At 65.4% G+C, this 24,456-nt stretch carries 33 protein-coding genes; 30 read left to right on the top strand and 3 right to left on the bottom strand.

Translation table 11 applies throughout. The features are described 5' to 3' along the window. Window positions 1–105: 105 nt before the first annotated feature. From QQS14_RS09715 to QQS14_RS09610, 22 genes are all read left to right on the top strand, one after another. Window positions 106–327, top strand: coding sequence for a hypothetical protein (locus QQS14_RS09715; RefSeq protein ID WP_285906791.1), 222 nt, complete (start codon window positions 106–108; stop codon window positions 325–327). Beyond that, window positions 327–1,898, top strand: a complete 1,572-nt coding sequence (locus QQS14_RS09710; RefSeq protein ID WP_285906790.1) for a phage portal protein — start codon at window positions 327–329, stop codon at window positions 1,896–1,898. Before QQS14_RS09715 ends, QQS14_RS09710 begins: the two co-directional genes overlap by 1 nt. Continuing rightward, window positions 1,895–4,081 (top strand): phage major capsid protein, encoded by a 2,187-nt coding sequence (locus QQS14_RS09705; RefSeq protein ID WP_285906789.1) that lies wholly within the window; start codon window positions 1,895–1,897, stop codon window positions 4,079–4,081. Before QQS14_RS09710 ends, QQS14_RS09705 begins: the two co-directional genes overlap by 4 nt. Window positions 4,082–4,147: 66 nt before the next feature. Next, on the top strand, window positions 4,148–4,513 hold the full coding sequence (locus QQS14_RS09700) for a DUF2190 family protein (RefSeq protein ID WP_285906788.1): 366 nt from the start codon (window positions 4,148–4,150) through the stop codon (window positions 4,511–4,513). Window positions 4,514–4,518: 5 nt separating this feature from the next. Continuing rightward, the gene (locus QQS14_RS09695) at window positions 4,519–5,082 is read left to right on the top strand and encodes a hypothetical protein (RefSeq protein ID WP_285906787.1); all 564 of its coding nucleotides are present in this window, start codon (window positions 4,519–4,521) and stop codon (window positions 5,080–5,082) included. An 81-nt stretch (window positions 5,083–5,163) separates the two neighbouring features. Continuing rightward, on the top strand, window positions 5,164–5,625 hold the full coding sequence (locus QQS14_RS09690; protein ID WP_285906786.1) for a phage holin family protein: 462 nt from the start codon (window positions 5,164–5,166) through the stop codon (window positions 5,623–5,625). Next, window positions 5,622–6,065 (top strand): DUF5675 family protein, encoded by a 444-nt coding sequence (locus QQS14_RS09685; protein WP_285906785.1) that lies wholly within the window; start codon window positions 5,622–5,624, stop codon window positions 6,063–6,065. The genes QQS14_RS09690 and QQS14_RS09685 overlap by 4 nt, the downstream gene beginning before the upstream one ends. Next, on the top strand, window positions 6,062–6,535 hold the full coding sequence (locus QQS14_RS09680; RefSeq protein ID WP_285906784.1) for a hypothetical protein: 474 nt from the start codon (window positions 6,062–6,064) through the stop codon (window positions 6,533–6,535). The genes QQS14_RS09685 and QQS14_RS09680 overlap by 4 nt, the downstream gene beginning before the upstream one ends. After that, window positions 6,532–6,864, top strand: coding sequence for a hypothetical protein (locus QQS14_RS09675; protein ID WP_285906783.1), 333 nt, complete (start codon window positions 6,532–6,534; stop codon window positions 6,862–6,864). Before QQS14_RS09680 ends, QQS14_RS09675 begins: the two co-directional genes overlap by 4 nt. A gap of 2 nt (window positions 6,865–6,866) precedes the next feature. Continuing rightward, the gene (locus tag QQS14_RS09670) at window positions 6,867–7,463 is read left to right on the top strand and encodes a phage tail protein (protein ID WP_285906782.1); all 597 of its coding nucleotides are present in this window, start codon (window positions 6,867–6,869) and stop codon (window positions 7,461–7,463) included. Continuing rightward, window positions 7,460–7,933, top strand: coding sequence for a hypothetical protein (locus tag QQS14_RS09665; protein WP_285906781.1), 474 nt, complete (start codon window positions 7,460–7,462; stop codon window positions 7,931–7,933). Before QQS14_RS09670 ends, QQS14_RS09665 begins: the two co-directional genes overlap by 4 nt. Before the next feature lie 10 nt (window positions 7,934–7,943). Next, on the top strand, window positions 7,944–9,089 hold the full coding sequence (locus QQS14_RS09660) for a phage tail tube protein (RefSeq protein ID WP_285906780.1): 1,146 nt from the start codon (window positions 7,944–7,946) through the stop codon (window positions 9,087–9,089). Between the two features lie 10 nt (window positions 9,090–9,099). Beyond that, entirely contained in the window at window positions 9,100–9,609 is a 510-nt protein-coding gene (locus tag QQS14_RS09655) for a hypothetical protein (RefSeq protein WP_285906779.1), read from the top strand. 2 nt (window positions 9,610–9,611) lie between these two features. Further along, window positions 9,612–9,791 (top strand): hypothetical protein, encoded by a 180-nt coding sequence (locus QQS14_RS09650; RefSeq protein WP_285906778.1) that lies wholly within the window; start codon window positions 9,612–9,614, stop codon window positions 9,789–9,791. A 9-nt stretch (window positions 9,792–9,800) separates the two neighbouring features. Then, entirely contained in the window at window positions 9,801–11,939 is a 2,139-nt protein-coding gene (locus tag QQS14_RS09645; RefSeq protein WP_285906777.1) for a phage tail length tape measure family protein, read from the top strand. A gap of 22 nt (window positions 11,940–11,961) precedes the next feature. Further along, a complete protein-coding gene (locus QQS14_RS09640) occupies window positions 11,962–12,318 on the top strand; it encodes a hypothetical protein (protein WP_285906776.1) in 357 nt (118 codons plus the stop codon). After that, window positions 12,315–12,791 (top strand): DUF1833 family protein, encoded by a 477-nt coding sequence (locus QQS14_RS09635; RefSeq protein ID WP_285906775.1) that lies wholly within the window; start codon window positions 12,315–12,317, stop codon window positions 12,789–12,791. Before QQS14_RS09640 ends, QQS14_RS09635 begins: the two co-directional genes overlap by 4 nt. Beyond that, on the top strand, window positions 12,791–13,228 hold the full coding sequence (locus tag QQS14_RS09630; RefSeq protein ID WP_285906774.1) for an NlpC/P60 family protein: 438 nt from the start codon (window positions 12,791–12,793) through the stop codon (window positions 13,226–13,228). The genes QQS14_RS09635 and QQS14_RS09630 overlap by 1 nt, the downstream gene beginning before the upstream one ends. Next, the gene (gene gpJ, locus QQS14_RS09625) at window positions 13,209–17,012 is read left to right on the top strand and encodes a TipJ family phage tail tip protein (RefSeq protein ID WP_285906773.1); all 3,804 of its coding nucleotides are present in this window, start codon (window positions 13,209–13,211) and stop codon (window positions 17,010–17,012) included. Before QQS14_RS09630 ends, gpJ begins: the two co-directional genes overlap by 20 nt. An 8-nt stretch (window positions 17,013–17,020) precedes the next feature. Next, on the top strand, window positions 17,021–17,788 hold the full coding sequence (locus tag QQS14_RS09620) for a hypothetical protein (protein WP_285906772.1): 768 nt from the start codon (window positions 17,021–17,023) through the stop codon (window positions 17,786–17,788). Window positions 17,789–17,791: 3 nt separating this feature from the next. Further along, entirely contained in the window at window positions 17,792–18,877 is a 1,086-nt protein-coding gene (locus QQS14_RS09615; RefSeq protein ID WP_285906771.1) for an SPRY domain-containing protein, read from the top strand. Continuing rightward, window positions 18,878–19,309: a tail fiber assembly protein gene (locus QQS14_RS09610; protein WP_285906770.1), complete on the top strand. Its 432-nt coding sequence runs from the start codon at window positions 18,878–18,880 to the stop codon at window positions 19,307–19,309. A gap of 2 nt (window positions 19,310–19,311) precedes the next feature. Here QQS14_RS09610 and QQS14_RS09605 read toward each other — a convergent pair whose 3' ends face one another. The 3 genes from QQS14_RS09605 to QQS14_RS09595 form a co-directional block, all read right to left on the bottom strand. Next, complete coding sequence (locus QQS14_RS09605) at window positions 19,312–19,713, bottom strand: hypothetical protein (protein WP_285906769.1); 402 nt, start codon at window positions 19,711–19,713, stop codon at window positions 19,312–19,314. A gap of 14 nt (window positions 19,714–19,727) precedes the next feature. Beyond that, window positions 19,728–20,447, bottom strand: coding sequence for an SWIM zinc finger family protein (locus tag QQS14_RS09600; protein WP_285906768.1), 720 nt, complete (start codon window positions 20,445–20,447; stop codon window positions 19,728–19,730). A gap of 141 nt (window positions 20,448–20,588) precedes the next feature. After that, a complete protein-coding gene (locus tag QQS14_RS09595) occupies window positions 20,589–21,068 on the bottom strand; it encodes a helix-turn-helix domain-containing protein (RefSeq protein ID WP_425607922.1) in 480 nt (159 codons plus the stop codon). A 227-nt stretch (window positions 21,069–21,295) separates the two neighbouring features. Here QQS14_RS09595 and QQS14_RS09590 point away from each other — a divergent pair, with 227 nt between their 5' ends. From QQS14_RS09590 to QQS14_RS09555, 8 genes are all read left to right on the top strand, one after another. Then, window positions 21,296–21,568, top strand: coding sequence for a hypothetical protein (locus tag QQS14_RS09590; RefSeq protein ID WP_285906767.1), 273 nt, complete (start codon window positions 21,296–21,298; stop codon window positions 21,566–21,568). 96 nt (window positions 21,569–21,664) lie between these two features. Further along, window positions 21,665–22,153: a phage regulatory CII family protein gene (locus QQS14_RS09585; RefSeq protein ID WP_285906766.1), complete on the top strand. Its 489-nt coding sequence runs from the start codon at window positions 21,665–21,667 to the stop codon at window positions 22,151–22,153. A gap of 9 nt (window positions 22,154–22,162) precedes the next feature. Continuing rightward, on the top strand, window positions 22,163–22,393 hold the full coding sequence (locus QQS14_RS09580; protein ID WP_285906765.1) for a hypothetical protein: 231 nt from the start codon (window positions 22,163–22,165) through the stop codon (window positions 22,391–22,393). Between the two features lie 23 nt (window positions 22,394–22,416). Then, the gene (locus tag QQS14_RS09575; protein WP_285906764.1) at window positions 22,417–22,980 is read left to right on the top strand and encodes a hypothetical protein; all 564 of its coding nucleotides are present in this window, start codon (window positions 22,417–22,419) and stop codon (window positions 22,978–22,980) included. 111 nt (window positions 22,981–23,091) lie between these two features. Beyond that, complete coding sequence (locus tag QQS14_RS09570) at window positions 23,092–23,259, top strand: hypothetical protein (protein WP_285906763.1); 168 nt, start codon at window positions 23,092–23,094, stop codon at window positions 23,257–23,259. A gap of 9 nt (window positions 23,260–23,268) precedes the next feature. Then, complete coding sequence (locus tag QQS14_RS09565) at window positions 23,269–24,045, top strand: hypothetical protein (protein ID WP_285906762.1); 777 nt, start codon at window positions 23,269–23,271, stop codon at window positions 24,043–24,045. Beyond that, the gene (locus QQS14_RS09560; protein ID WP_285906761.1) at window positions 24,042–24,251 is read left to right on the top strand and encodes a hypothetical protein; all 210 of its coding nucleotides are present in this window, start codon (window positions 24,042–24,044) and stop codon (window positions 24,249–24,251) included. Before QQS14_RS09565 ends, QQS14_RS09560 begins: the two co-directional genes overlap by 4 nt. Before the next feature lie 2 nt (window positions 24,252–24,253). Continuing rightward, on the top strand, window positions 24,254–24,442 hold the full coding sequence (locus tag QQS14_RS09555) for a hypothetical protein (protein ID WP_285906760.1): 189 nt from the start codon (window positions 24,254–24,256) through the stop codon (window positions 24,440–24,442). Window positions 24,443–24,456 lie beyond the last annotated feature (14 nt).

The following is a 24,456-nucleotide window of genomic DNA, read 5'->3' as shown; positions in this document are numbered from 1 at the left end:
ATAATTCTAACAACCAGTAAAATTTACTGATCAGTAAACAACAGGGTTCCCATCCAAAATTTCCAGGGTGTAGATTTGTCGGAAATCTCACCCTGGAGTTTTTTGATGGCAACAGTTGCGGAGCTTGAAACCAGACTCACGGCGTACCGGGCGGCTGAGACGGCGATCCTGACCCGGGGCCAGTCGGTGTCTGTGGACGGCGACAGCTTCACCCTGGCGAACCTGGACCAGATACAGCGCGAGATCGAGCGGCTGGAGAGCCGCATCGCCGCTGCCAAACGCGGCGGGTTCTCCCGGTCGGCTGCGGTGTTTCCGGGGAGGTCGTGATGGACCTCGGGCGCTCGCTTGGCCGCGTGGTCTTTGACGGCTGGACCAGCCTGCGGGCCGGGCTGATGGCCATGCGCAGCCCGCGCGCGGCCATGGCCTATGTGGCGGACCGGCGGCGCTACCTCTCGTACAAGGCGGCCAGCAAGACGGGCGCGAACCGCGCATGGCGCGGGGACCGCCGCTCGGCAGACGCCACCATCGCCCTGGAATGGCGCGACGTGGTGGCCCGGGCGCGTGATCTGGCGAAAAACTCCCCCTATGTGTCCGGCGCGCTGGAGAAGATCTGCGACAACGTGGTCTTCACCGGCATCCGGCCCCAGTTTGTGGTCGTTCGGGGCGGCACCATGGTGGACATCGTCGTGGACCGGCCCATGGCGCGAAAGCTGGAAAAGCTCTACAAGCGCTGGGCCAAGGCGGTGTGGGCCGTGGAGGCCCAGGAGCTGGGCCTGCGGCACCTGTGGACCGACGGCGAGTACCTGATTCATTTCTTTGTTGACCCCTCCCTGGCCGAGCGCGGCCTGCCCCCCATCAATTTCGAGCTGCTGGAAGCTGACCACCTGGACAGCTCGGTGCACGGCGACATGGCAGACGGCCACACGGCGCGGCGCGGCATCGAGTACGACGCGTCCGGCCATGCGGTGGCCTATCACCTGTTCCCCGAGCACCCGGGCGGCGCAGGCCTGCGCACGCTCGGCTCCTCGCGGCGCATCGATGCCCGCTCCGTGGAGCACGTGTACGCGCAAAAGCGCATCAGCCAATCGCGCGGCATCAGCTGGCTGGCCTCGATCATCATGTGGATGCGCAACTTCGAGGAATACCAGGACTCGGAGCAGATCGCCATGCGGCTGCTCTCGGCTTTCGGGTTCGTGGTGGAGACGCCGTATCCCGAGGACGGCAACCCCATGGGCGGGGTGTCGCTGACCGGCGAGGCGGCCACGGATGGCACGGGCGCGGGATCGCTGCGCCCCGGCGATTTTATCAACCCCGGCCAGATCGTGACCGCGCCGGTCGGGTCCAAGGTCAGCGCCGTGGGCTACGACCGGCCCGGCTCCAACTACGAGCCGTGGGTGACCAGCCAGCTGCGCGGGGCTGCGGCCGGGGCTGGCGTGGCCTACGAGACATTCACCGGCGACCTGACCAAGACGACCTACAGCGGCGGCCGCCACGGCAAGCTGGTGGAGCAGCGGGCATTCCGCCGCCAGCAGGCGATCCTCAACCGCGAACACAACGACCCGATTATCGAGCGTTTCATCGAATTTGCCCAGCTGGCCGGGCTGGTGGACCTGACCGGGTGCGAGGTGGAGACCGAATGGCTCAACCCGGGCTGGCCCTGGGTGGACCCGCGCAACGACGCGCAGGCGGCCAAGCTGGAATACGAGATGGGCATCACCACGCTGACCGCCCTGTGTGCGGCCCGGGGCCTGGATTTCGAGGAGATCACGGCCAAGCGGCGCGAGGAGCTGGATGTGCTGGCCGAAGCGGGCTTTGGCCCCGTGGCCGAGCCAGCGCCTGACTCGGCCCCAGACACGGCGAACGACGCGCCAGACGAAAAAGACAAGGAGGACGAATGAACCTCAAGAAAATGAAGCCCGAACAAAGCGAGGGCAAGCAGGATTTTCTGAAACGGTGCGCCGCTGAAGTGGGCGGGAGCGAGACCGAGGCCATGGCCATGTGCACGGCCTCGTGGAACAAGTCGCGGCTGGCCGCCCTGGTGGATGAGCGCAAGCTCACCCTGACCGGCGGCGTGGAACTGGTCCAGCTGGCTGCCGGAGAGACCCCCGATGCGCCGCGCCGGTTCCAGGTGCTGGCCCACACGGGCAAGGTTATCGACCTGGGCTGGTGGGGCAAGTTTGTCATCGACCTGTCCGGCATCACCATGGCCAAGAGCAAGACCCCGGCCCTGCTCAGTCACCGCACGGACCAGATTGTCGGGACCATCGACACGTCGAGCCGGGACGCCAACGGGTTTTACGTGTTTGGCGCGTTCTCCAAAGCCTCGCAGTACGGGCGCGAGACCCTGGCCCTGGCCGACGAGGGGTTCCCCTGGCAGGCATCCATCGGGGTGCAGGCCCGGAAGGTGCTCCAGGTCAAGGAGGGCGAGACCCACGAGGTCAACGGCATGACCGTGGAAGGACCGATTGATGTCTGGCTCCAGTCCACGGTGTTTGAAACGAGCTTCTGCGCATTCGGCGCGGATGACGATACCGCGGCCATCGCCATGTCGGCGACCGCGATCAACCAACAGGAGGACTCCATGAACGAACGTTTGAGGAAGTTCCTGGAAAGTCGCGGACTCGCTGCCAATGCGACCGACCAGGAGGCCTGGGCTTATCTGGAAAAGCTCAATGTCAACAACGACGAGCTGACCCAGGCCGGGCTGACGGCAGAGGATGTGAAACCCCAGGCCGAGCTGGCCGCCACCCGTCCTGCCCCGGTTGCCCCGGCGGCACCGGCCCAGCCGGTTCAGGCCGCCAGGGAGCTTTCTGGCGCTCAGGTGCTGGTGCTCACCTCGGCCGGGGCCACGCTGGGCCTGACCCACGAGCAGATCACCCGGGCCATTCAGGGCCAGACCAGCGAGGACAAGGCCATGCTGGCGCTCTACGAGGCCGCGCGCGAGGCCAACCCGCCCCTGGGCGCGGGCCGCATCGAGATGGGCGCGGACGAGCGGGACAAGTTCCGCCTGGCCGCCGTGAGCGGCGTGTGCGCTCGCATGGGCTTGCGCGAGGATAAGCCCGCCGCCGGGTTTGAAGAGTTCCGCGCCCTGTCGCTGCACGAGATGGCCCGGCTGACCCTGGAGCGCTCGGGCGTGGTCACCAAGGGGCTGACCCGCCACCAGCTGGCCCAGGAGGTCATCCGGCTCTCGGCCAGCGGCGTGTCCACCAGCGACTTTTCGTCCATCTTCATGGACGCCGCCCACCGGACGCTGCTCAGGGCGTATCAGGAGGCTCCGGCCACCTGGCGGCCGCTGGTCAACGTGGTGCCTGCCAGCGACTTCAAGACCATCCACGGCATCAGCCTGTCCGAGGCTCCTGACCTCGATCTGGTGGGCGAGAACGGCGAGTACAAGACCGGGCATCTGAGCGACAAGCAGGAGAGCTACTCTGTCGGCAAGTACGGCAAGATCCTGTCCCTGACGCTGGAGATGATCGTCAACGACGACCTGCGCGCCTTTGGCCGCATCCCGCAGCTGCTGGGCTCTGCCGCGCGGCGCAAGGTGGCGGATATGGTCTACGGCCTGATCACCGGCAACCCCAAGATGGCGGACGGCAAGAACGTCTTCTCGTCCGACCACGCCAACCTGGAAGCCACGACCAAGGGCACCATCACCGGCGACCGGCTGACCGCCGGGCGCGTGGCCATGCGCAAGCAGAAGGGCATGAAGGGGTCCACGCTGGACATCCACCCCGCCTTCCTGCTGGTGCCGGTGGCCCAGGAGACCGCCGCCGAGGTGCTGCTGCGCTCCACGGCCCTGCCCGAGACCACCATGTCGGCCGGGGTGCACAACCCCTGGGCCGGGAAACTCCAGCCCATCGCGGACCCGCGCCTGGACGCTGCCAGCCCCGAGGCGTGGTACCTGTTCGGCGATCCGAGCCAGGTGGACACCATCGAGGTGGCATTCCTGGACGGCAACGAGGAGCCGACCCTGACCGAGAACGACGAGTTCGTGCGCGATGCGGTGAGCTACAAGGTCCGCCACATCTTCGGCGCGGGCTGGATCGATCATCGCGGCGCGTACCGCAACCCGGGCAAGTAAGCCCAAGCGGATAACGACGACAACCCCGGCCCGGGCGACCGGGCCGGGATCAGCAAGGAGACTGTCATGGCACAGACCTACGTGCAGGAGGGCAAGACCCTCAGATACACCAACGCGGGCGAAACGACCATCGCCTCCGGGTCCATGGTCAAGGTGGGCGTGCGGCTCGGCATCGCGGTGACCGACATCGCGGCCGGGGCCACCGGCGACCTGGTCATGCAGGGCGTCCATGCCCTGCCCAAGGGGGCGGTGGCCGTGACCATGGGCGCGGCACTGTACCTGGACGACGATGGCAGCCCGGTGGGCGGCGCGTCCGGAGACGGCTGCCTGACCACCACGGCCGAGGGCAACCTGCTGATCGGCTACGCCGCTGCGCCCGCTGCCGACACCGACGCCACCGTGGACATCGCGCTCAACACTCTCAACGCCTAGCAGCCGTGCGCATCGCTACCAGGACATACGGCAAGCACCTCGCAACCGCCGGGGCCATGCCCGCGCCAGGAGGCATTCTCCTGGCCGTGGGCGCGGCCCCGGGCGGCACGTGTGAGGCGGCGGCGTATCGCCGGGCGCACCCGGACGTCCGGGTTTGCGCCTGCAACGCGGCCATCGTGGGCTGGCCCTGCGACCTGGAGTTCGCTGTCAGTCTGCACGCCCGGTTCCTGGGGGTGGTGGCACCGGCCGGGTTTGACGCGCCCTGGCTGACAAGCCGGGAACGGGCCGGGTTTGACGCGCCCGGGTGCGTGGCGTCCAGCCGGGCCGAGGCGGGGGTGGACATGGTGTTGACCAGCAACGGCCCGGTGGGCGGCAGCGGCATGCTCATGGTGTTGCTGGGGCATTATCTCGGCTGCGAGCGGATTGTGCTGGCCGGGGTGGCGCTCTCCAAGCCCGGCTACATGGACGCATTTTTCAACCGGTGGCGGATGGCCCGCACCGCCGGGCTGCTGGACAATGTCCGCTGCCTGACGCCCGGCCCGATCCGCGATCTGGTCGGCGGTATTTGACGAATTGACGCTCACCTCCCCTTGACCGTCCCGGCGCGGTCCCGGTTCGCCGGGCCGCGCCGGGTAAAAAAAGGACAGATCATGACCTGGAACTGGATGTGCGAGCTGCTCGACGAGGTGTCATTCAAGGCGGCCCTGGCTGTAGTGCTCGGCGCTCTTGGCTGGCTGGTCGGCGGGTTCGACCTGCCGTTCAAGGCGTTGGTGGTCCTGTTCCTGGGCGACTATCTGCTGGGGTTTGGCCGGGCCGTGTACCACCGCTGCATCAGCCTGGAGCGGATGCGGCGCGGGGCTGTCAAGTTCCTGCTCTACACCGTGGCCGTGATGATGGCCCACATGCTCGACCTGGCCAGCGAGGGGCTGATCCCCTGGGTGTCCAACCCGGTGCGCGATTTCATGGTCTGCTATCTGGCGGTGTGTGAATTTCTGTCCGTGTCTGTCCACCTCGCGGCCGAGGGGGTGCGCATGCCGCACTGGCTGCTCTCGCGCATCCAGCGATTCCGCGACATGGCCGAGACCGGCGAATGCAAGGAGATGCTGAAATGATGCGCGCATACCTGACCCGCGACATCAGCGACGGCGTGGGCACCCAGGGGGTGCTGCGCCTGTTCGACGGCGAGACCCCGGTGATGCTGGACGGCGAGGGGTTTCTGTACACCCTGGAAAACCCGTGGCTTGGCAACGCCCGCAACGTGTCCAGCATCCCGGCGGGCGAGTATCTGTGCCGCCGGGTGGTCTCGCCCACCTATGGCGAGACATTCGAGGTGACCGGGGTGGCTGGCCGCACCCACATTCTCTTTCACTGGGGCAACTGGGTGCGCAATACCCAGGGGTGCGTGCTGCTGGGGCTGGCGCGCGACACCACTGTCCCGGCCGTGTGGAACTCCCGCACGGCGCACAAACATTTCATGGCCGCCCTGGTCGGTGTGGACGAGTTCATGCTCGTGGTCACCGATCCGGGGCAGGCCGGGGAGGCGAGACCATGATCCTCACCGCCATAGCAGCCCTGGCCCCGTCCCTGGCCGGGTTGATCTTCGGGGACAAGGGCAAGGAGGTGGCCGAGACGGCCGTGGGCGTGGCCAAGCAGCTGACCGGCGAGAGCAGCGATGAGGCGGCCCTGGCCGCCCTCAAGGCCAATCCCGAGCTGCTGGTCCAGTGGCAGGAGGCGATGCACAGCTACTCCATCGCCATCCAGGAGCAGCTGACCCGCCGCCACGAGGCCGACATGCAGTCGGACTCCTGGCTTGCCAAGAACGTGCGCCCGCTCTGCCTCGTGGGCCTCACCCTGGCTATCACCGTGGGCGTCTGGCTGCCTGATCAGTACATCAGCTCCGCCCGGTTCATCGCCCTGACCGACATGAGCCAGTGGGTCTACGGCTATTATTTCGTGGGCCGGTCCACCGAGAAGACCGGCGGCCTCGAAGGGCTGACCGGCATGTTTCGGAGGGGCAAGTGACCGCGCAAACGCTGGCCGCTGCCTACGCCGAGCGCATGGCCGTGCGCGGGGTGGATGCCCTGTACCGCGCTCCGGGCGCGGATGAGGCCGTGGCGTGCCGGATCATCCTGGAGTTTGCCGGGCATGAGGACGTGGGCCACGGCAGGCAGCGGCGCGCCGTGATCAAGGTGCTGGTGGCCGAGTTCGCCACCCCGCCCGCAGGCGTGTTCGAGGTGGGCGGTGAGCGGTGGCAGTGCCTGGAGACATTGGGCAAGGCAGACGGGCACAAGCCCGGCCTCCAGTGGGCGGTACTGGCCGGAAGCGGCCGGGAATTCAACGCGGAGAAATAGCCATGCAAAAAGCGTCGTTCGAGATACGCGGGGTCAAGCCGCTGCTGGATGCTATTCAGGGCATCGAGAAAGGCCAGGCCAAGGTCATCACCCGCGCCCTGAACACCACGGCCCAGGGCGCGCGCACCGACGCAGTGACCCTGATCCGCCAGGAGTTGAACCTCAAAGCCAAGACCGTGCGCGAGGGATTGTCCATCGAGCGGGCCACCTGGAGCAACCAGGAGGCCACCCTTGTGGCGCGCGGCAAGCACGGCGTTTCGCTGATGCACTACGCCCCGCGTCCGTCCCGACCTGAACAGCGCAAGCCATCGGTGGGCGTGTCCGTGCAGATCAAGAAGCGCGGCACCCGCAAGGCGGTCAAAGGCTCGTTCGTGGCGAAGATGAAGTCCGGCCACATTGGCGTGTTCAAGCGCGAGCGCGGGGCCGGGCGGCTGCCCATCAAGCAGCTCTCGGGCGTGGGGTTCATCGGCTACCTCAAGCGCGGGGCCATGCAGCGCAGGCTGCGCCGCCGCATCGACGAGCGGCTGCAAAAGAACCTGCTGCACGAGGTCAACTGGCTGATCCGCTCCAATATGCAGAAAATAGGGAAACTCTCATGAGCAAGGACTTCACTGATGCGCGCCACGCGGCGTGCAGGGCCGTGGCCACGGACCCGGACATCATCGCCTGGATGGCCGACCATTTTCCGGGGCAACCGCTGACCGTGCGGCGCGAGATGCCGCCCGGGTTCCTGCCCGGCGAGGACGACCTGCCCTGTGTGGGCTGGGGGGTGTCCACCCACAGCCGCAGCGACAAGGACATGCACCAGATCGACCACGTGTGCCCCTTGGGCATCTACCTGTCCATGCAGGGGGCCGAGGCGGTGGCGGACGAATACGGCGTGGAGTGCATCGAGGCCGTGGCAATGCTCGACGAGCTGGGCGGGCTGGTGGAGGCGGCGGTGAGCCGCGCCCTGCTGGCCGGGGGCTGGCCCTTTGACCAGGACCCCCACATGCCGGACGACGTGGATTGGTCTCAATTTTTCATGAGCTTCCGCCTCTACAGAGTGCGGGAGCAAAGCGTAATTTAAGGAGGATACCATGACCAAGCTGACCAAGCGCCAGGTGCTCCTGGACAAGATCGAGGCCGAGGTGGGCGTGGCCGAGACCGTGGACGCGGCGGTGAACGCCGTGCTCGCCCTGTCTGGCACCGAGATCACGCCCGAGGGCGAGAAGGTGGCCGACGACCGGCTCTCTGACACGCTCTCCAAGCAGCCGCACGCCATCGGGCGGCTGGTCAACGGGTTGACCCGCCAGCACGAGCTGCGCGGCGGCGGCATCACCGGCAGCGTTGTGGCCGAGCCGGACTATTCGGCCCTGCTCCAGTCCTGCGCCCTGACGCGCAGCGCGGTGGTGTTCGTGGCGGCCGAGGCCGGGACCGGCACGTTTGCGGCGGGCGAGACCGTGACCGGGTTCACCTCCGGGGCCGTGGGCTCGCTCATTGCCGTGGTGGGCGGGGGGCTGCTGCTCGAAGCCGTAAGCGGCACCTACCAGGACGAGGAGACCCTGACCGGGTCCACCTCCGAGGCCACGGCCACGGCCACGGCCGGGCCAGTGACCGGCCACCAGTACACCCCGCTCTCCAATCCGGACCTGACCAAGACCATCACCACGGTCTACTACCGCGACGGCCACAAGTTCACCGTGACCGGCTGCCGCTCGGACCTGTCGCTGTCGCTGCCCGTGGGCCAGCCGGGCAAGCTCAATTTCACCCAGCAGGGGCGGTTCACCCTGCCGGTGGAGGCGGCCAACCCCACGCCCACGCTCTCCACCCACAAGCCGCCGCTGTGCGTCAACCTGGGGCTGGCCATCGGCAGCTACGCGCTGAGCGGCGTCAACGAGCTGACCCTGGCCCTGGGCAACACCCTGACCAAGGACGAGGACCTGAACGCGCCCGACGGGCTGCACACCTACATCATCACCGACCGCACGCCCACGGGCAGCGTGGACCCCAAGGCGGACGCCCTGACCACGTTTGACCCCTGGACGGCGTGGAAGGACGGCACTTTGGCGCGGCTGGCCTTCCTGCTGGGCAGTGAGCCGGGCAACCGGATCTTCATCGAGGCCCCCAGCATCCAGTACGTGACCCCGGCCTACGGCGACCGCGAGGGCACCATGACCACGGCGCTCAGCTTCGAGCTCAAGGGTGTCAGCGGCGACGACGAGCTGCGCCTCGTCTACTTCTAAGGGGGGGATCATGACCAAGACCTACACCATCGGCGACACCGTGTACGAGCTGCTGGCCCCGACGTTTGGCGTGCTGCGCCATGTGGCGTTCTTCTGCCGCGATGCGGAGGCAGTGGAGACCACCAAGGATCTGCTGGCCTTTCTGCGCGACCAGACGGGCCGGTTCCTGGCCGGGCTGCTCACGCCCCAGGGGGTGCACCCGGCAGACCGGGACCTGGAGCTGATGGCCCGGGCCATCGACTGGGAGGCGGACCCGGACATCGCCACGCGGGTGCTTGACGATTTTTTCGACCAGCCGGGCGCAAGCCCGGAGAATCTGCTGGCAGCGGGCCGCAGCGTGAACACCCTGGCGGCGCTGATCCTGCCGAGCAGGCTGGCGCGGCAGGCCCGCGCAGCTGGCGCGGCGCCATCGACACCGTCGAGCGACACGCCGCCGCCCTCGCCGGAGGCTGCCCGCTCAAGCGGCGCGACATCCTCTGGACCTGCGGATACGCCGACATCGGAGCCTGCCTCGAAGTGAGGATGCGCGAGCAGGTCTTTCAGGAGGCGGTGCTCGGCTTTCTTGGCGTGGACTGGCGCGGCAGCCGCGCGGCGCGGCGCGACCAGCCCCTGGGCGGCCACTGCAACGGCGCGGCCGTGGAAGAGTGCCGGGCCATATTCGGCAACGGGCTGGCAACGGTCTGTGCAACTTGTCCTGACTAGGAGTTGATCATGTCCGGCGGAAGCGTCGTTGAAACCAGAATCCGAGCGGTCAACGAGAGCCAGAAGGAATTTGACCGGCTCCAGCGCGACCTGAAACGGGTCCAGGGCGAGGGGCAGAAGGCCACCACGGTCTGGGACCGGTTCGGCAAGGCGGGCAAGACCGCGTCCGATGACGTGTCCAAGGCCATGGCGGGTGCATCGGGCCGGGCCGGGATGCTGGGGAATGCACTCTCGGCCCTCGGGCCGGTGGGCATTGCGGCTGGCGCGGCCATCGGAGGCATTGCCACGGCCATCGGCGCGGGCACCATGTCCATGGCCGATTGGGAAAAGCGGCTGGGGCGCACCGAGGCCCTGATCAAGGCCACGGGCAACGCGGCCGGGCTGACCGCAGGCGAGCTGGACAACCTGGCCCGCGAGCGCGACCTGGCCACGCTCGGTGACCGCAACCAGATCATGGACGCCATCAACGTCATGCAGACGTTCAAGTCCGTGACCGGCGACACCTTCCGCGAATCCATCGCCCTGGCCCAGGACATGAGCGCGGTTACGGGCCAGTCCCTGACCGGCTCCGTGACCATGCTGGGCAAGGCCCTGGAAGACCCCATTGCGGGACTGACGGCCATGCGCCGGGTTGGCGTCTCGCTGACCGAGACCGAGCAGGAAGTGGTCCGGGCCATGGTCGAGCTCAACGATGTGGCCGGGGCCCAGGCCAAGATCATGGAGGTGCTGCGCGGCCAGTTCGAGGGCGCTGCCGAGGCCGAGGCGCAGGGGCTGGCCGGGGCGCTGGACACCCTGTCCTATTCCTGGCGCGACCTGATGGAGTCCATGTCCAACACATCCGCGGCCAGCGATGCGGTGGGCGGGCTGACCGACCTGATCCGCTCCCTGACCTACGCTGTCAAGGACTTGAGCGACAATTTCACCCTGGACGAGCAGGCCAATCAGCTGGAGCAGGCCATTGCGGCGCAGCAGCGATCCATCCAGGTCATGCGCGACGAGGCCGTGGCCCTGCCGGTGCTCGACGCATGGATCGGCAAGTCGGCCAATCTGGATGCGGCCCAGGCCGCCCTTGTGCAGTTGGAAAACCAGCTGCGGCGCGTCAAGGCCCTGCAAGAAGGGTCGGACATGGTCGATACCTTCGTGATCCACGACAAGGGCAAGAAGGCAGCGACTGGTCGGGCGCGCGACTACAAGGTGCTGGAGGATGCGGAGGCGGAAAGGGCCCGGATCGCGGCCGAGAAAGCTGCGGCGGAGAGAGCCAAAAAGGAAGCGGAGGCCAAGAGAAAGCAGGAGGAGCGGGACGCTGAAACTGCTGCCAGGAAGGCCGAGGCCGACGAAAAGGCCCGCATCCAGCGGATGGCCAAGTACCGCGAGCAGCTGGACGAGGCGCGGCTGGGCAAGGAGTATGTGGAGCGCCAGCGCATCGAGGCGCATGCCCGGCAGATGGTGGCCGACGGCATGAGCCAGACGGACGCGGATTTCTGGAAGCAGAAACAGTTTGAGGAGATGAGCAAGACGGTCAAGGAGGAGGTCGGCGAGTGGCAACACGCCTTTGGCGACTTCGGCGACGATGCGCAGACGATTTTTCGCGAGATGGGCCGCGATCTGGCCGGGGTATTCACCACGGGCAACCGCTATCTTGACCGGTTCATGCAGCGGCTCATGGACATGTATCTGATGCAGCCCTTTGAAAACCTGATTTTCAACTCCGGCTCCAGTGGCGGCGGGTTCGACCTGTTCGGCTCCATCGGCTCCGTTTTCTCGTCCATTTTCCACGAGGGCGGCGTGGTGGGCGGGCCTGCCCCGGCCCGGCTGGTGCCTGCGGACCTGTTTGCGGGCGCGCCGCGCTACCATTCGGGCGGCGGCGTCGGCCCGGGCGAGCGGCCCATCATTGCCCGCGACGGGGAGATCATCCTCAACGCGGCCCAGCAGAATGCGCTGGCCGGGAGGCTGGGGGGGCAGGTGCTGGTGGAGATCCCGGTGACCGTGATCAACGGTTCAAACGAGCGCGTGACCACCCGGCGCGAGCCGGGGCCCATGGGCGGCGTCAAGCAGCTCAAGATTTTCATCGGCGATGTGACGGATGAGAATATCCGCTCCAGCCGCCACGACGCGGCCCTGTCCGAGGCGCGCCGCCGCCGTCCGTGAGAACCATGAGGAGGGACCCTAGATGGCATCCATAGTCTGGCCGATGGGCCTGCCCCAGCATGTGCAGATAACCGGCTACGGCGAGACCGAGCCGGACGTGCTGCTGCGCACCGCCATGGAGGCCGGGCCCAAGAAGCGGCGGCCCAGGGACGTGGCAGGCGAGGAGCCGCTGCAAATCCCCCTGCTGCTGACCCGGGCCCAGAAGACGCTGCTGCGCGAGTTCTACCGCGAGACGCTTGTTTTCGGCTCGCTGGCATTTGATTGGGTGCATCCCACCGAGGGGCATGCCTGCGAGATGGTCATCACCTCGCCGCCGCAGTTTCGGCCAGAGGGGTCCATGTATTTTCGCTGCACCTTGAGCGTGGAGGTGCAGCCGTGAGCCAGCGCAATCAATCGCCTGCCGCTGTCCGGGCCATGCTCTCGCAGGAGACAGGCGAGGTACCGCTCGTCTGCCTGGTGCTGGACCACCCGACGCTGCCGGAGCCGTATCGGTTCGTGGGCAGCAAGAAGCCGCTCACCCACCAGGGGCACGAGTTCATCGGCTATCCGTTCGGCGGGGAGTTCCCGGCCGACAGCCCGGACACGGTGTCCAAGGTCAATCTGGTCATCGACAACGTGGACCGGGAGATCGTGACCACGCTGCGCAGCATTTCCGAGGGGCCGGACGTGACCATGTTCGCGGTGCTGGCCTCGTCGCCCGACCATATCGAATTCGGGCCGTTCGAGATGAAGCTGGTCAATGCGGAGTATGACCAGCTGGAGGTGGTGGGGGAACTGAGCTGGGAGGATATGCTCAACGAGCCGTATCCGGCCCATCAGGTGACGCCGTCGCTGTTTCCGGGGGCGTTCTGATGCTGCCCGCCTGGATCAACGACTATGTGGGCATCCCCTTTGTGGAGGACGGGCGCGACCTGGCGCGCGACGGCGGCCTGGACTGCTGGGGGCTGGTCCGGCTGGCGCTCATGAAGCAGGCCGGGATTGTGATCCCCGAGCTGCCGGGTGTGGCCTACCGGCGCGGCCAGGACCGCCGCAGTCTGCGCGAGTTCATCACGCAGTTTGACCATGCGGCCATCGGCTGGACCATGCACCGGCCCGGCGCGGTGCAGCCACAGGTGTTTGACGTGCTCTGGCTGCGCCACTGCGGGCCGTACCACTACGGCCTGTGCGTGGGTGGCGGCTGGTTTCTGCATGTGGAGGACGGGTGCGACTCGGTGGCGGAGCGGCTCAATACCCTGGCGTGGAAAAACCGATTGATCGGAGTGTTTCGGCATGATTCTCGACCCGCATAGCATTCAGGTCTCGGTCCGGCCCTCGCCGCTCTCTGTCATGGTGGAGCACGCGGTGGTCCCGTTTGGCGGGACCGTGGCCGACATCCTGCGCGCGGTGGAGTGCGGCCACCTGGCTGCACCATCGGCCAGGGCCGTGGCCGTGATCGAGCGGGGCAACGACATCATCGAGCTGGCCCCGGACGAATACGGCACGTTCACGCCCATCCCCGGCGACCGGCTGGGCATCAGCGTGCCGGTGCGGGGCGGCGGTGGCGGCGGCGGCAAATCGCCCATTGCCATGCTGGTGGGCGTGGCTGCCATGGCGGCAGCGGCCTGGGCCGCACCGGCCATAGCCGGAGCCCTGACCCCGGCCTATCAGGCGGGCAGCGGCATGGCCGGGTTCAGCGCGTGGTCCGGGACGTACTCGCTGATCAAGGGCATTGCCATGGGCGGCATCGGCATGCTCGGCTCCCTGGCGGCCAAGGCGCTCTCGCCGCCGCAGACGCCCAAGTTTTCCAGCGCGATGTCCGGCCTGGACACGGTCACGCCGGTCTACTCCATCACCGGCTCGCAGAACCGGCTCAACAAATGGGGGCCGATCCCCCAGGTGTTTGGCAGGCACCGGGTATGGCCCACGCTGGTGGCCGAGCCGTACACCGAGAAGCGCGGGGACGAGGTGTTTTTTCGCCAGCGGTTCGCCATGTACGGGCCGCTCAAGCTCTCGGAGTTCAAGATCGGCGAGACGCCGATTGACAGCTTCGAGGGCGTGGAGATGGAATACTGCGAGGGGTGGCCCGACGACACGCCGCCGAAGCTCTACGCGGATGGGCAGGACTTTCACCAGGAGGGGCTGTCCATATCGCTGCGCAAGGCCAATGGGGCGGTCACCCGGCGCACCACCCAGGACGTGGACGAGGTCCAGTTCGACATCGGCATGGGCGGGCTCTACGAGATTCGCGCCTCTGACGGCAAAAAAATCGATGCCACGGTGCGGTTCAAGGCCAGCTATTCGCTGGTGGGGTCTGGCGAGTGGACGGATTTTCCCGAGGCCGTGGACGGGGTGATCACCATCACGGGCACCCATCTGACCGAGATCCACCGCACCTACCGGGCCGTGGTGGCGCGCGGCCAATATGACCTGCGCTGGGAGCGGGTGACGGACGACCACGAGGGGTCGATGCTTTTTGACTCCATCTCGCTGAACACCCTGCGCACGGTCACGGCGCGCGAGGGCATCCGCTACGACCTGCTGCCGCCGCTGTGCGTCATCGACCTGGTCATCAAGGCCAGCGGCAGCCTGACTGGCGTGGTGGACACGTTCAACCTCATGGCCGAGGCGTATCTGCCGGTGTGGGACGAGGACGAGGCGCAGTATGCCATGGTTTTGTCGCGCTCGCCTGCCTGGGCCATGGTCCATGTGCTGCGCGGCCCGGCCCGGAGGCGGCCTGCGCCGGACAGCCGCATCGACTCGGAGATGTTCGCCGAGTTCGCGGCCCACTGCGAGACGCTTGGCGTGGAGTTCAACGCCGTGATCGATCAGCAGATGATGGTCAGGCAGCTGCTGGCGGACATCGCCTCCATCGGTCGCGGCGGCAACGTCATGCGCGACAATCTGTATTCCGTGGTCATCGACGGCGAAAAGCCCGGGGTGGGGCAGTCGCTGACCCCGCGCAATTCGTGGGGGTTCAAGGGCAGCAAGGACTTCACCGAGCTGCCCCACGCCCTGCGCTGCCGGTTCATCAACGAGCAGGCCGGGTATCAGCCTGACGAGCTGTACGTGTACGCCGACGGGTATGATGAATCCACGGCCACGCTGTTCGAGGACCTGGACGTGTGGGGGCTCAACCATCCGGATCAGGTCTGGCTCAAGGGGCGGTTCCACTTTGCGGACGCCATCCTGCGGCCGGAGACCTTCGAGCGGTACATGGACTGGGAGAACATGCGCACCGGGCGCGGCGGGCGGGTCAAGCTGGTGTCGGACGTGATCCTGGTGGGATCGGGCTCGGCGCGGGTGCGCAATGTGCGCTACGCCTGGGACGACGTGCTGGAAGAGGAGGTGCTGGTCTACGACCCGGTGACGCGCGACGAGCAGGGCCGGTGCCTGGCTGTTGACATCGACTCCACCTGGGACATGGAGGAGGGCACGGACTATGCCATGGGCATCCGGCTCATGGACGGGGTGATCGAGACCTACGCCATCACCGGCTCTGCCGGGAGCCATACGACCATATATCTGGTGGAGCCGATCCCGGCCACGGTCTGCCCCGAGGGGGGCGAGCTGGTCTGGTTTGGCCCGGCCGGGCGCGAGGCCGAGGACTGCGTGGTGACCAAGGTGGATCCCGGGCCGGACCTGACCGCCAAGCTGACCCTGCGCCACTACGCCTATGACGAGATCCAGGAGGCGCTCTCCGGGCCTATCCCGCCCTTTGACACCAAGATCACAAAGCCTGCGTCGGCCACGCGCCACCCGGCAGCGCCCGTCATCCGTTCGGTGCGCTCGGACGAGTCGGTGCTGCTGCGCATGAGCGACGGCACGTTGCAGAGCCGCATGGTGGTGGCGTTCAGCATTGTCGGCGGCGGTGTGCCGATTGCTGCGGTACAGGCCCAATACCGCAACCAGGGAGGCGATTGGCAGGTGTTGCCACAGGTGTCGTCTGACGCCTCGGTACTGACCATCGGCGAGGTGGTGGACGGGACACGCTACGATGTGCGCCTGCGCTGCGTCTCGCCGACCGGCAAGGCCTCGCCGTGGGCGCTGGTCGAGTCGCACAGGGTGGTGGGGCAGTTGTCGCTGCCGCCTGACGTGCCGCAGATGATGGTGTCGGGGCGCAAACTGGTCTGGCCCTACGACCCGCCCCAGGATTTTGCCGGGTTCCGCGTCAAATATGGGGTTGGTCAGGACGCGGTGTGGGACAGGATGTCTCGGGCGCACGGTGCCGGGCTCATCTCGGCTGCGGAGTTCGACATTTCCGGGTTTGCCGGGGCAATGACGTTTGCGGTGCGGGCCGTGGACCGTGGCGGTCGCGAGTCGGCCAGGTCGGCCCGGGTTTATATCAACCTCGGGGACGCCCTGGTCGCCAATGTGGTCGAGGAATACCCGTTGCACCCTGTGTTCGACGGCAGCATTTCCGGCGGGCACGTGGATGGCGGGGAGCTGGTTGCCGACGGGACGCCGCTGTGGACCGGCGAAGACGACAACATCATCTGGACGGGCGTGGACCATGCCTTGTTCTGGGCTCCGACATTCTCGCCGCTGGAGTATGTTTTTTCGTTTACTCCGGAGCCGGGAGCAGAGGGGGCGACCCTGACCCTGCGCACCGAAATGAGGGGGAACGGTCTGCGCATCCAGTATGCCACGGATTCGCAACGCCTGCTGTTCACCGGCGAAGACGACAACATTGTCTGGACCGGCGAAGACGATGCCATTTTCTGGAGCGGGCCAAACGAGTGGCGCGATTGGCCGGGGAAGCTCACTGACATCGAGATGGTGACGCATTATTTTCGCATCACGGCCAGCGGCGGCGCAAAACAGGCCGTGATTTCCGAGATCACCTGCTGCGTTGACGTGGAGGATCAGGAGGAAATTTTCGAGGATGTGCAGATTGAGGCAGGGGGAACCCGTCTGCCCACAGCGCTCACCTGGCACCGGGTAAAAATCGTGTCCATGACGCTCCAGGACGACGGCGGGTCCGCCGCCATGGTGCGGGTCGTGGACAAGGACATCTCCGGCCCTCTGATAGAGGTGCTGGATGGATCAGGCACGACAACAACCGGCATCATCGATGCCACTATCCAGGGATATTAGGAGGCGATATGACCACGATTCCGTCCATTAACCTCATCGGACAGGGTGTCACGGGCTCCGAGGGCAAGCTGCGGGCCGAGTTTTTCGGCCCCATCCTCAACGTGTTGGCCGAACTTCCGGGCGGGGCGGCTGTCAGCGCCCTGACCATCGCCAGCGGGTCGATAACGCCAACGGCTGCGGTCCACACGGTGGATACCGAAGGCGGCGCGGAAAGCGACACGCTCGACAATATCGTCCAGACCAATCACCCGGCTGGGCGCATCCTCGTGCTCGCCTGCCAGGATGCATCGCGGGCGGTGACGCTGACCCATGGCGCTGGCGGCGACGGGCAGATGATCATGCTGGACGGTGCGGACGTGACCCTGGACGACATCGATGACAGGATGTGGTTCATCCGTGTCGGCACGCTCTGGCGCGAAATGGTGAGGACCGGGCCGAGTTTCGCGCCTGAACCGCCGAACCCGAACACGCTTAAGTCCGACACCACTGCCACGCTGACCGCTGGCTTCACCGAAACCCCTCTGGCCTACACCTCTGGTGACATCTCCGTCTCTGCCGGGCAGTTCCGCACCGTTGATACCACTGGCGGCGTGACGCTGGGCACGATCACGGGCGAGGGCAGGGTGATGCTTGAACTCACGGGTGGGGGGACCGTCGCTTATGATGCCGGATATGTCGCGGTGGGCGAGTACGATGCCACTAAAGAGGTCTGCTACGTCTTCGCTACGAACAGCGGCGCGAAGAAGGGCTTGGTCTTCATCAACTCGGAGGCGTAGGGAATGGGACTGATTAACGATTTGATTCTACCACAAAAAGCGGACCCTTTCGTCGTTGACTACTCCGCTCTGATAACCGAAGCGCTTGCTAATTCGCCTGACATAACGACTAACGCCACAATATCTGTTTGGGTCAAACCGTGCGGTGTTTTCGGTTCTGTGCTTGCCGCACAAGACTGTCACTATCACATAGTCATACAGAAAGAGTCAACCTCTGTCGCCTACATAATAGATGGGGGTTCTCCTGTCATGTATAGTGGTACCATTGGTACGACATTTCACTCTTTGCTGGGCAACGTGCTTGCAGAAATTGCAGGGTCAGCATCGGCGTATTTCTCACAGCTGCACTGCATATCTGGGCAGATAGTCAACGCAGACAGATTTGGTGTAGCAACAGAAGACAAATGGGTTCCGAAACGATACAGCGGCCCATGGGGAACGAACGGGTCGGCTCTTCTGTTTGAAGACGCGGCGGACATGGGTAAAGACTCTTCCGGTGGTGATAATCACTGGGCATTATCAGGGGTACAGACACTAGACACTCCCACCGAGAATTACATGGTGTTTAAGCGTAACTTTTTTTTGCTCGGAACAACATCAACTGCCTCTGGCTACACACTGACAGAGGGCAACCGGCGAATAACACTCGGGGTCAGCCCGTATGGGTTTTTGGGTACATGGTGGACTCTGCCTGATAGTGGAAAATGGTATTGGGAATTCTACCACCATACACGCTATACAACCAGCGGGGTCATGATTAGCGGAAACCGGTTTGTGTGTTCTGTATACACAACCAACATTCAGGCTAACCCGTCACAAAGTGGTTTGACCGAATTTCGCGAGGGCAATACGTTGGGGGTGGCGTATAACGCGGACACTGAAACAATACAGTTGTATCGTAATGGGAGCGCTCATGGGTCTCCGGTCAATGTGTCGTGGACGTCTGCTGCTTTGTATCCCGCAATGGGCGATTGGGTAGAGGATACAGCGACAAGCGTCAGAGCAAATTTTGGCTCTACCGGGTTTGCTTACACGCCGCCAACCGGGTATTTGCCGCTGACGGCGCAAAATATCGAAAAGGAGTTTTAAATGTATAGATACCCTGACGGAACAATCAAGCGCAGGTTGCCCAACAAAATCACTGACGGTGACGTGGTTCGCTGGTCCAAAGACATGACCGTGGAGCAACTGGACGCTTTAGGCTACAACGAGGCCATCCCCATACAGCGGCAGCCTTTCACCACCTACACCACAGAGTGGGTCAAGGACGGGTTGGTGTATCGCGAGCAGATCGTCACAGCCGTGGTGGACGAGGAGGCGCGGGACGCGGCCTTGGCCGAATCCGTCCGCGCCGAGCGGGACCGCCTGCTGGCCGAGTGCGACTGGACGCAGCTGGCGGACGTGCCGCTGGATGCCCTGGAGATCGGGCTGTGGGCGGACTACCGGCAGGCACTGCGGGACGTGCCCGGGCAGGCTGGGTTCCCGGGGGCGGTGGAGTGGCCGGTCAGGCCGGGGGAGTAGCCCTAGGCTGCCTTTGGCTCCACCGCGCTGCCGCAGTGCTTGCATTTGATGGCCTTGGCCTTGATCAGCTCGGCGCAGTGGGGGCATTCGCGCTGGTCAGGGCCATGAGTGGGCAGGGGGCCGGGCTGGCCGTCCATGCGCGCGCCGCAGTATGGGCAGTCGTCGCGCTGGGCGTGGACGATCTTGCCGCAGGTTGGGCTGGGGCATCGGGCAGGGCCGTCGGGGTTCTCGACAAAGTCCTCGCCCTGGGCGGCCTGGGGCTTGAGCAGCAGGGCGTGGACCAGGGCGATGGGCCAGAGCAGCAGGCCGTAGAGGAACCAGAGGAAACCGCTGCGGTTTTTTGAGCTGGCGATCATGGCCACGATGATGGCCATGAGGAGCGAAAAGAGTATGGCGTAACCCATGGGGAACCTCCTGGTCAGTCTTGCTTGTTGCGTGCTCTCTCGAACTCGGCGCGGACCCATGCCCTGATGGCTGGCGTCATGTGCAGGAGCCTGGGGTGCATGGCGCGTAGCTCGTCGGTCTGGATGTGGTGCTGGAATTGATCGTCGCCCAGGGTGACGGTTTGCCATTTGGCCCTGGTGTTGATGGCACAAGACATGTCAATGCCCTGGCATTCCCCGGCGATGGTCCAGTTCCATTGGTCGAGCCGGGTTCGTTTCGCGGTGGCTATGGCGTCGTCCGGAAGATCCTCGCCGACGCCGAGGATGAAGCGCACCAGCTCCTCGGCGTGTGGAGGCTCGTTGCCGTAGGACCAGCGCCCCTCCACATGGTTGAAACCGTAGGCTTCCTCGCCGTGGTAGACGTTGATCCAGTCCGGGTTGTTCTCGGAAAGGCGCAGGTCCATCAGGCCTGAAGACGTTTCACAGTACAGCTTGTCGATGGGGTAGCCGACCTTGTGGCGCAGGCAGATGGCCAACTGCTGTTGCCCTGTTTCGTTGCGGCCCTGGGGCTGGTTGCGCAGCTGGCCGTAGACCGAGATCAGGTGCTTGCACAGCCGCTGTGCATCGGCCTCTGCGTAGCCTCCCCGCCGCTTGTGCCAATCCGGGCAGGTGCATTGGTTTCGGTCGAGGTTGCAGCGATAGGCCGTGCCCGGCTCCCGGAAGCTCGCCACCTCGACCGTTGAGTCCAGAAACATTCTGCGCAAAAAATTGAACATATCGGATTTGCCTCACTTGGTCCGAATGTGCTGGCTTGACGTACCTGTTTTTCAAGATGCTGCGTGTTTTCGATCATTGCAGCCAAAAAAAATGGGGTTCCGCGCCGTCCTCCTGCCCTTCTATTTTGGTCTGGCGTGCTCATCGGGCTGGTCGATGCCGCAGGCGCTGCCCTTGGCGTAGTCGGCGTGGTCCTCGTGCAGGTTCGGCTCGCGGGCGGTGATGAGGGTGCCGTAGACGCCGCGCTTTTTGGCGAGGAGCTGGTGCTCGCCTTCGAGTCTGGCGATGACCGCCTTGAGCACGGCCAGCTCGTCCGCGCCCTGCATGGCCTGCTCCACGCCGTGGACCACCCCGGCGAATCCGGCATGACTCCTGGGCGGATTCTCGGCCTGTCCTGGCTGCTCGATCTCCATGGGGTGGCGGTTGTCCGCCTCGGAGCGGAAGACCGTGCCCCGGTAGACCAGCAGGTAGTTGGCATTGAGGTTGTAGGCGCGCACCCACTTCGCGATAACTTCAGCGTCTGGCGTTCTGCGCCCGGCCAAGTAGCCGCTGAGCGCCTGGGGCGTGACCCCGCCCGCCTTGGCGAAATCTTTTTTCGACACGCCAAGCTCATGGATAACATCCTCTAATCGTGCATGAATTGACCTCAATGTCACGTCGGCGATGTCCGAGCCAGGCTTTTTCTTCATCATTTCGCTTCCAGGGCGGTTGACACTTCGCGATTGTTTCAGTAGACGTGAACCAAGCGTGAAGTTAGTTTCACGGCACAGAGGGTTGCCCTGCTGGTGTCCCTGCCGATTCTGAAACTTTTACGAAGGTATTTCAAAAAATGATTAACCGCAAGATTGAACTCCGCAAATGGTTTCTGGACCATCCCGATGTGAACGCCCATGTGCTGGCCGAGGAATTCGGCCGCACCGCGCGGACGGTGTATCACTACCTCTATCACGTCAAATCCGCCCCCTCTGATTTTCTGGCCGCCTGCCGCCGCGTGGGCATCCCCGATGAGCTGCTGCCCGCCCTCAAGCTGAGCAAGGCCGAGCTGCTGGCCGAGAACGCCCGGCTTGAGGCCGAGCTGGCCCGGCTGCGCGAGTGCGCCTAGTCCGCGCCTGAAATTCGCGCCCATAATTCACGCATGATGAATCGATATTCGCATTTTTTTGCCCTGACAACGTGAGATAGCGAGGTGAACCCCATCATGACCATGCGTATCGACCTGACCCGGCTGGCCTTGCCGGACGTGCTCCAGCTGATGGTGACCGGCTCCGGGTCCAGCTGGGAGGACGTGGCCGCTGCCTGCGGGTGGGGGCCGAGCAATGTCAACCGCATCCGCGACCCGCGCGACGACTACTGGCCGACCCTGCCCAAGGTGGCGCTGTTTTGCGTGGCCACGCGCTCGACCCTGCTGCTGGACTGGTTTGCGGCCCAGGTGGAGCTGGGCGCGGTGGAGCTGGACCTGGAGGAGATGGACTGCGCGGGGCTGATCATGACGCTGGGCGGCCTGTTTGCCGAGCTGGGCGAGGTGGCCGTGGCCGGGGAGCGGGCCGTGCATCCCGAGTCTGACCTCGGGGAGGGCATCAGCCAGAACGAGGCGCGGGCCATCATCCGGCGGCTTGTGGGGCTGATCAATCAGGCCAACGAGGCCATAGCCAGGCTGCGGCCCATAGCCGGGCTGATCAGGGACTAGGAGGCGACCATGGACATCAGCGTGCAGGACAGGCTGGAGCGCATCGAGGCCGAGCTGGCGGCGCTCATCGAGGAGTGCAGGGACGGCGGCCAAGGGGTGGCCCCTGTGGCTCGATTGGTGGCCGGGCGCATCTGCATGGCGCAGTTTTTTGCCCGGCGCGCGCTGGACGACATGCGGCGGCGCAGGGAGATCCCGCTGGGCGGGCGCGACCGGAGCGTGCCGCGCGGGGACAGGGCGTAGAGATCAAATAACGGGAGGTGTCTATGGAAATTTCTTGGAGCAAATACATAGAGGCGGTTCTGCCTGAGGAAAAGGACAGAGAAGCCTTGCGTAGGTTTGCCAGCGCTGTGATTGGGCGACGCAGACCGAGAAAAATACTCTGCGCGATCGGCAGTGGCAGGTGTGGCGTCTCCACTATTTCGTCGGCGTTGATTGAGGCTTGTTCGCCATTTGGCCCTTGTCGTGTGCGTATCAGCCAGCAGGCCGTTGCATTGGACCCGGCAGGGGTTCTTGGCAGAGTGGCCGACAAACCCATCATGGTGGTGATGCTTGATCCCACCATTTCCAGAAGCATCGCGGACAGGCTCAAAGTTTTTCACGGTGGAGACACCATGGTGTCCAGACAACTTGGCTCTTTGGTCAGGGCTTCGTTTTCCGGGGGAATTTTCCTTGAGAGCAATCAACTCCCTGAATGGGTCTCTTCAAACCCGGGCATGGCTGCTCGTATCGACATCATTCGCCCTGTGCACGTTCAATCCTTTTCAAAGTCCAAGGGTTTAATCGATGAGAGGCGTTTTGCTCATCAGATCAGAGCGTGGGCGGCATAACAAGAAATTTCGGCCTGCCGGGTGGTCCGGCACCGCTCTGCCGGGGGTCTTGTCTCGGTTCCACACGCGGGGGAGGGAGCGGCCCCCGCACAAACCCGCAGGAGGTTGGTGATGACGATGCAGATTCTTTTGATTGCCTGCGCGGTGATCTCGGTGCTGGTCCTGGGCATGGTGCTCATGGTGCTGGCAGCGGCGTGGACCAACTTGCGCAGCTGGCGGCAGGTGCGCGATGCGGCGCGCAGGCGGCGGCTGGAATTTCACCCACGGTTCCGGGGATAGGAGGTGGCCATGGCCAAGACTGGTACCTGTGAATGCTGCAATCGCAAGGACATGACCCTGCCTGCCATGGGGCTGTGCGGCCGGTGCTACGCGGGCAAGAATTCGGGACGGATTTTCTGGAGTGAGGAGCATCAACTGTGGCTGGCGCGCATCGAGGCGGACGCGGACCGCTTCAACTGCGTGTGGATGGGTGACCCGGCCCTGCTGGGGCCGGAGGAATTTGCGCCCACTGGGGACGGCGAGTTTGCCCAGGCCGGGGCGGTGGACCCTGACATGGAGACCGAGCAGATGGAGCGGCAGTATCTGCACGAGGGTGGGCAGGGCGATAACGGGCAGCCCGGGCCGGGCGAGGCCGAGGCGGCGGGCCTTGATCTGCTGGCCGGGTTCGAGGCGTATCAGCGGCTGGCCCCGGTTCCCACCGTGCCGAGCCTGACGGTGCATCGGTCCGGCAAGATTTATTTCAGCCGCTCGGCCATGCGCGAGCTGCTGCCCGAGGGCGCGACCCATGTGCGGCTGCACTACAACCGCGAGACCGGCCAGATGGCCCTGGAGCTGCTGCTCGCCCCGGCCGAGGGTGCTCTCAGGCTCTCGCCCACGCGCAGCGGCGATCTGTGCTTCCACGGGCGGGGGTTTTTCCGGGTCATGGACATCCGGCCCCGGCTCTGCCGCCCCTGCCCGCTGACCGCCCTGCGGCCCGGCCTGCTGGTGGCGCGCATGGAGATGGAGCCGGACGCGGGCCAGGGCGCGGGCCAGGACGCGGACAGGATAGAGGGTGACGCGGCGTGAGCGGGAAACAGGCCAGGAGCCGCGACCTGGGGCCGGACCGGGCGCGCTGCGCGGACTACGACTGCCCGGCCTGGGAGGCCGGTTGCGCGCGGGCCGAGACCCAGCTGGGGCTTGGCCGCTACTGCTGGCTGCCCCTGACCCGGCCGCGCGGGGCCAAGGAGTGCAGGCGGCGGATTGATCCGGTGACGCTCAAGGAAGGGAGGTAGGCATGGCGAGGACGGTGCATGAGGCGGCAAAGGCGTTCATGGAGGAGGTTCTCTGGCGGGCCGAGATCGCGCCGGTGCTGCGCAGGCTGGGGGTGCGCACGGATCGCGCTGTGGAAGGGCCGAGGCGGGGCAAGGGCGGCGGTTTGACGGGTGCGGAGCGGCGTGCGCTGGACGGGCGAGGTGGGCGATGAGCGACAACACAGAA

Origin of the sequence: Pseudodesulfovibrio pelocollis (assembly GCF_030282845.1) — a bacterium.
In the GTDB taxonomy this organism is placed as follows: Bacteria; Desulfobacterota; Desulfovibrionia; order Desulfovibrionales; family Desulfovibrionaceae; genus Pseudodesulfovibrio; species Pseudodesulfovibrio pelocollis.
The sequence above is the reverse complement of the archived record's forward strand: the minus strand, read 5'-3'. Positions and strand labels throughout refer to the sequence as shown.

Excerpts from the sequence above, each read along its gene's own strand:
- QQS14_RS09715 (WP_285906791.1), top strand. The coding sequence starts at position 106 with ATGGCAACAGTTGCGGAGCTTGAAACCAGACTCACGGCGTACCGGGCG.
- QQS14_RS09710 (WP_285906790.1), top strand. The coding sequence starts at position 327 with ATGGACCTCGGGCGCTCGCTTGGCCGCGTGGTCTTTGACGGCTGGACC.
- QQS14_RS09705 (WP_285906789.1), top strand. The coding sequence starts at position 1,895 with ATGAACCTCAAGAAAATGAAGCCCGAACAAAGCGAGGGCAAGCAGGAT.
- QQS14_RS09700 (WP_285906788.1), top strand. The coding sequence starts at position 4,148 with ATGGCACAGACCTACGTGCAGGAGGGCAAGACCCTCAGATACACCAAC.
- QQS14_RS09690 (WP_285906786.1), top strand. The coding sequence starts at position 5,164 with ATGACCTGGAACTGGATGTGCGAGCTGCTCGACGAGGTGTCATTCAAG.
- QQS14_RS09685 (WP_285906785.1), top strand. The coding sequence starts at position 5,622 with ATGATGCGCGCATACCTGACCCGCGACATCAGCGACGGCGTGGGCACC.
- QQS14_RS09680 (WP_285906784.1), top strand. The coding sequence starts at position 6,062 with ATGATCCTCACCGCCATAGCAGCCCTGGCCCCGTCCCTGGCCGGGTTG.
- QQS14_RS09670 (WP_285906782.1), top strand. The coding sequence starts at position 6,867 with ATGCAAAAAGCGTCGTTCGAGATACGCGGGGTCAAGCCGCTGCTGGAT.
- QQS14_RS09665 (WP_285906781.1), top strand. The coding sequence starts at position 7,460 with ATGAGCAAGGACTTCACTGATGCGCGCCACGCGGCGTGCAGGGCCGTG.
- QQS14_RS09660 (WP_285906780.1), top strand. The coding sequence starts at position 7,944 with ATGACCAAGCTGACCAAGCGCCAGGTGCTCCTGGACAAGATCGAGGCC.
- QQS14_RS09655 (WP_285906779.1), top strand. The coding sequence starts at position 9,100 with ATGACCAAGACCTACACCATCGGCGACACCGTGTACGAGCTGCTGGCC.
- QQS14_RS09650 (WP_285906778.1), top strand. The coding sequence starts at position 9,612 with ATGCGCGAGCAGGTCTTTCAGGAGGCGGTGCTCGGCTTTCTTGGCGTG.
- QQS14_RS09645 (WP_285906777.1), top strand. The coding sequence starts at position 9,801 with ATGTCCGGCGGAAGCGTCGTTGAAACCAGAATCCGAGCGGTCAACGAG.
- QQS14_RS09640 (WP_285906776.1), top strand. The coding sequence starts at position 11,962 with ATGGCATCCATAGTCTGGCCGATGGGCCTGCCCCAGCATGTGCAGATA.
- QQS14_RS09630 (WP_285906774.1), top strand. The coding sequence starts at position 12,791 with ATGCTGCCCGCCTGGATCAACGACTATGTGGGCATCCCCTTTGTGGAG.
- gpJ (WP_285906773.1), top strand. The coding sequence starts at position 13,209 with ATGATTCTCGACCCGCATAGCATTCAGGTCTCGGTCCGGCCCTCGCCG.
- QQS14_RS09620 (WP_285906772.1), top strand. The coding sequence starts at position 17,021 with ATGACCACGATTCCGTCCATTAACCTCATCGGACAGGGTGTCACGGGC.
- QQS14_RS09615 (WP_285906771.1), top strand. The coding sequence starts at position 17,792 with ATGGGACTGATTAACGATTTGATTCTACCACAAAAAGCGGACCCTTTC.
- QQS14_RS09610 (WP_285906770.1), top strand. The coding sequence starts at position 18,878 with ATGTATAGATACCCTGACGGAACAATCAAGCGCAGGTTGCCCAACAAA.
- QQS14_RS09605 (WP_285906769.1), bottom strand. The coding sequence starts at position 19,713 with ATGGGTTACGCCATACTCTTTTCGCTCCTCATGGCCATCATCGTGGCC.
- QQS14_RS09600 (WP_285906768.1), bottom strand. The coding sequence starts at position 20,447 with ATGTTTCTGGACTCAACGGTCGAGGTGGCGAGCTTCCGGGAGCCGGGC.
- QQS14_RS09590 (WP_285906767.1), top strand. The coding sequence starts at position 21,296 with ATGATTAACCGCAAGATTGAACTCCGCAAATGGTTTCTGGACCATCCC.
- QQS14_RS09585 (WP_285906766.1), top strand. The coding sequence starts at position 21,665 with ATGACCATGCGTATCGACCTGACCCGGCTGGCCTTGCCGGACGTGCTC.
- QQS14_RS09580 (WP_285906765.1), top strand. The coding sequence starts at position 22,163 with ATGGACATCAGCGTGCAGGACAGGCTGGAGCGCATCGAGGCCGAGCTG.
- QQS14_RS09575 (WP_285906764.1), top strand. The coding sequence starts at position 22,417 with ATGGAAATTTCTTGGAGCAAATACATAGAGGCGGTTCTGCCTGAGGAA.
- QQS14_RS09570 (WP_285906763.1), top strand. The coding sequence starts at position 23,092 with ATGACGATGCAGATTCTTTTGATTGCCTGCGCGGTGATCTCGGTGCTG.
- QQS14_RS09565 (WP_285906762.1), top strand. The coding sequence starts at position 23,269 with ATGGCCAAGACTGGTACCTGTGAATGCTGCAATCGCAAGGACATGACC.
- QQS14_RS09555 (WP_285906760.1), top strand. The coding sequence starts at position 24,254 with ATGGCGAGGACGGTGCATGAGGCGGCAAAGGCGTTCATGGAGGAGGTT.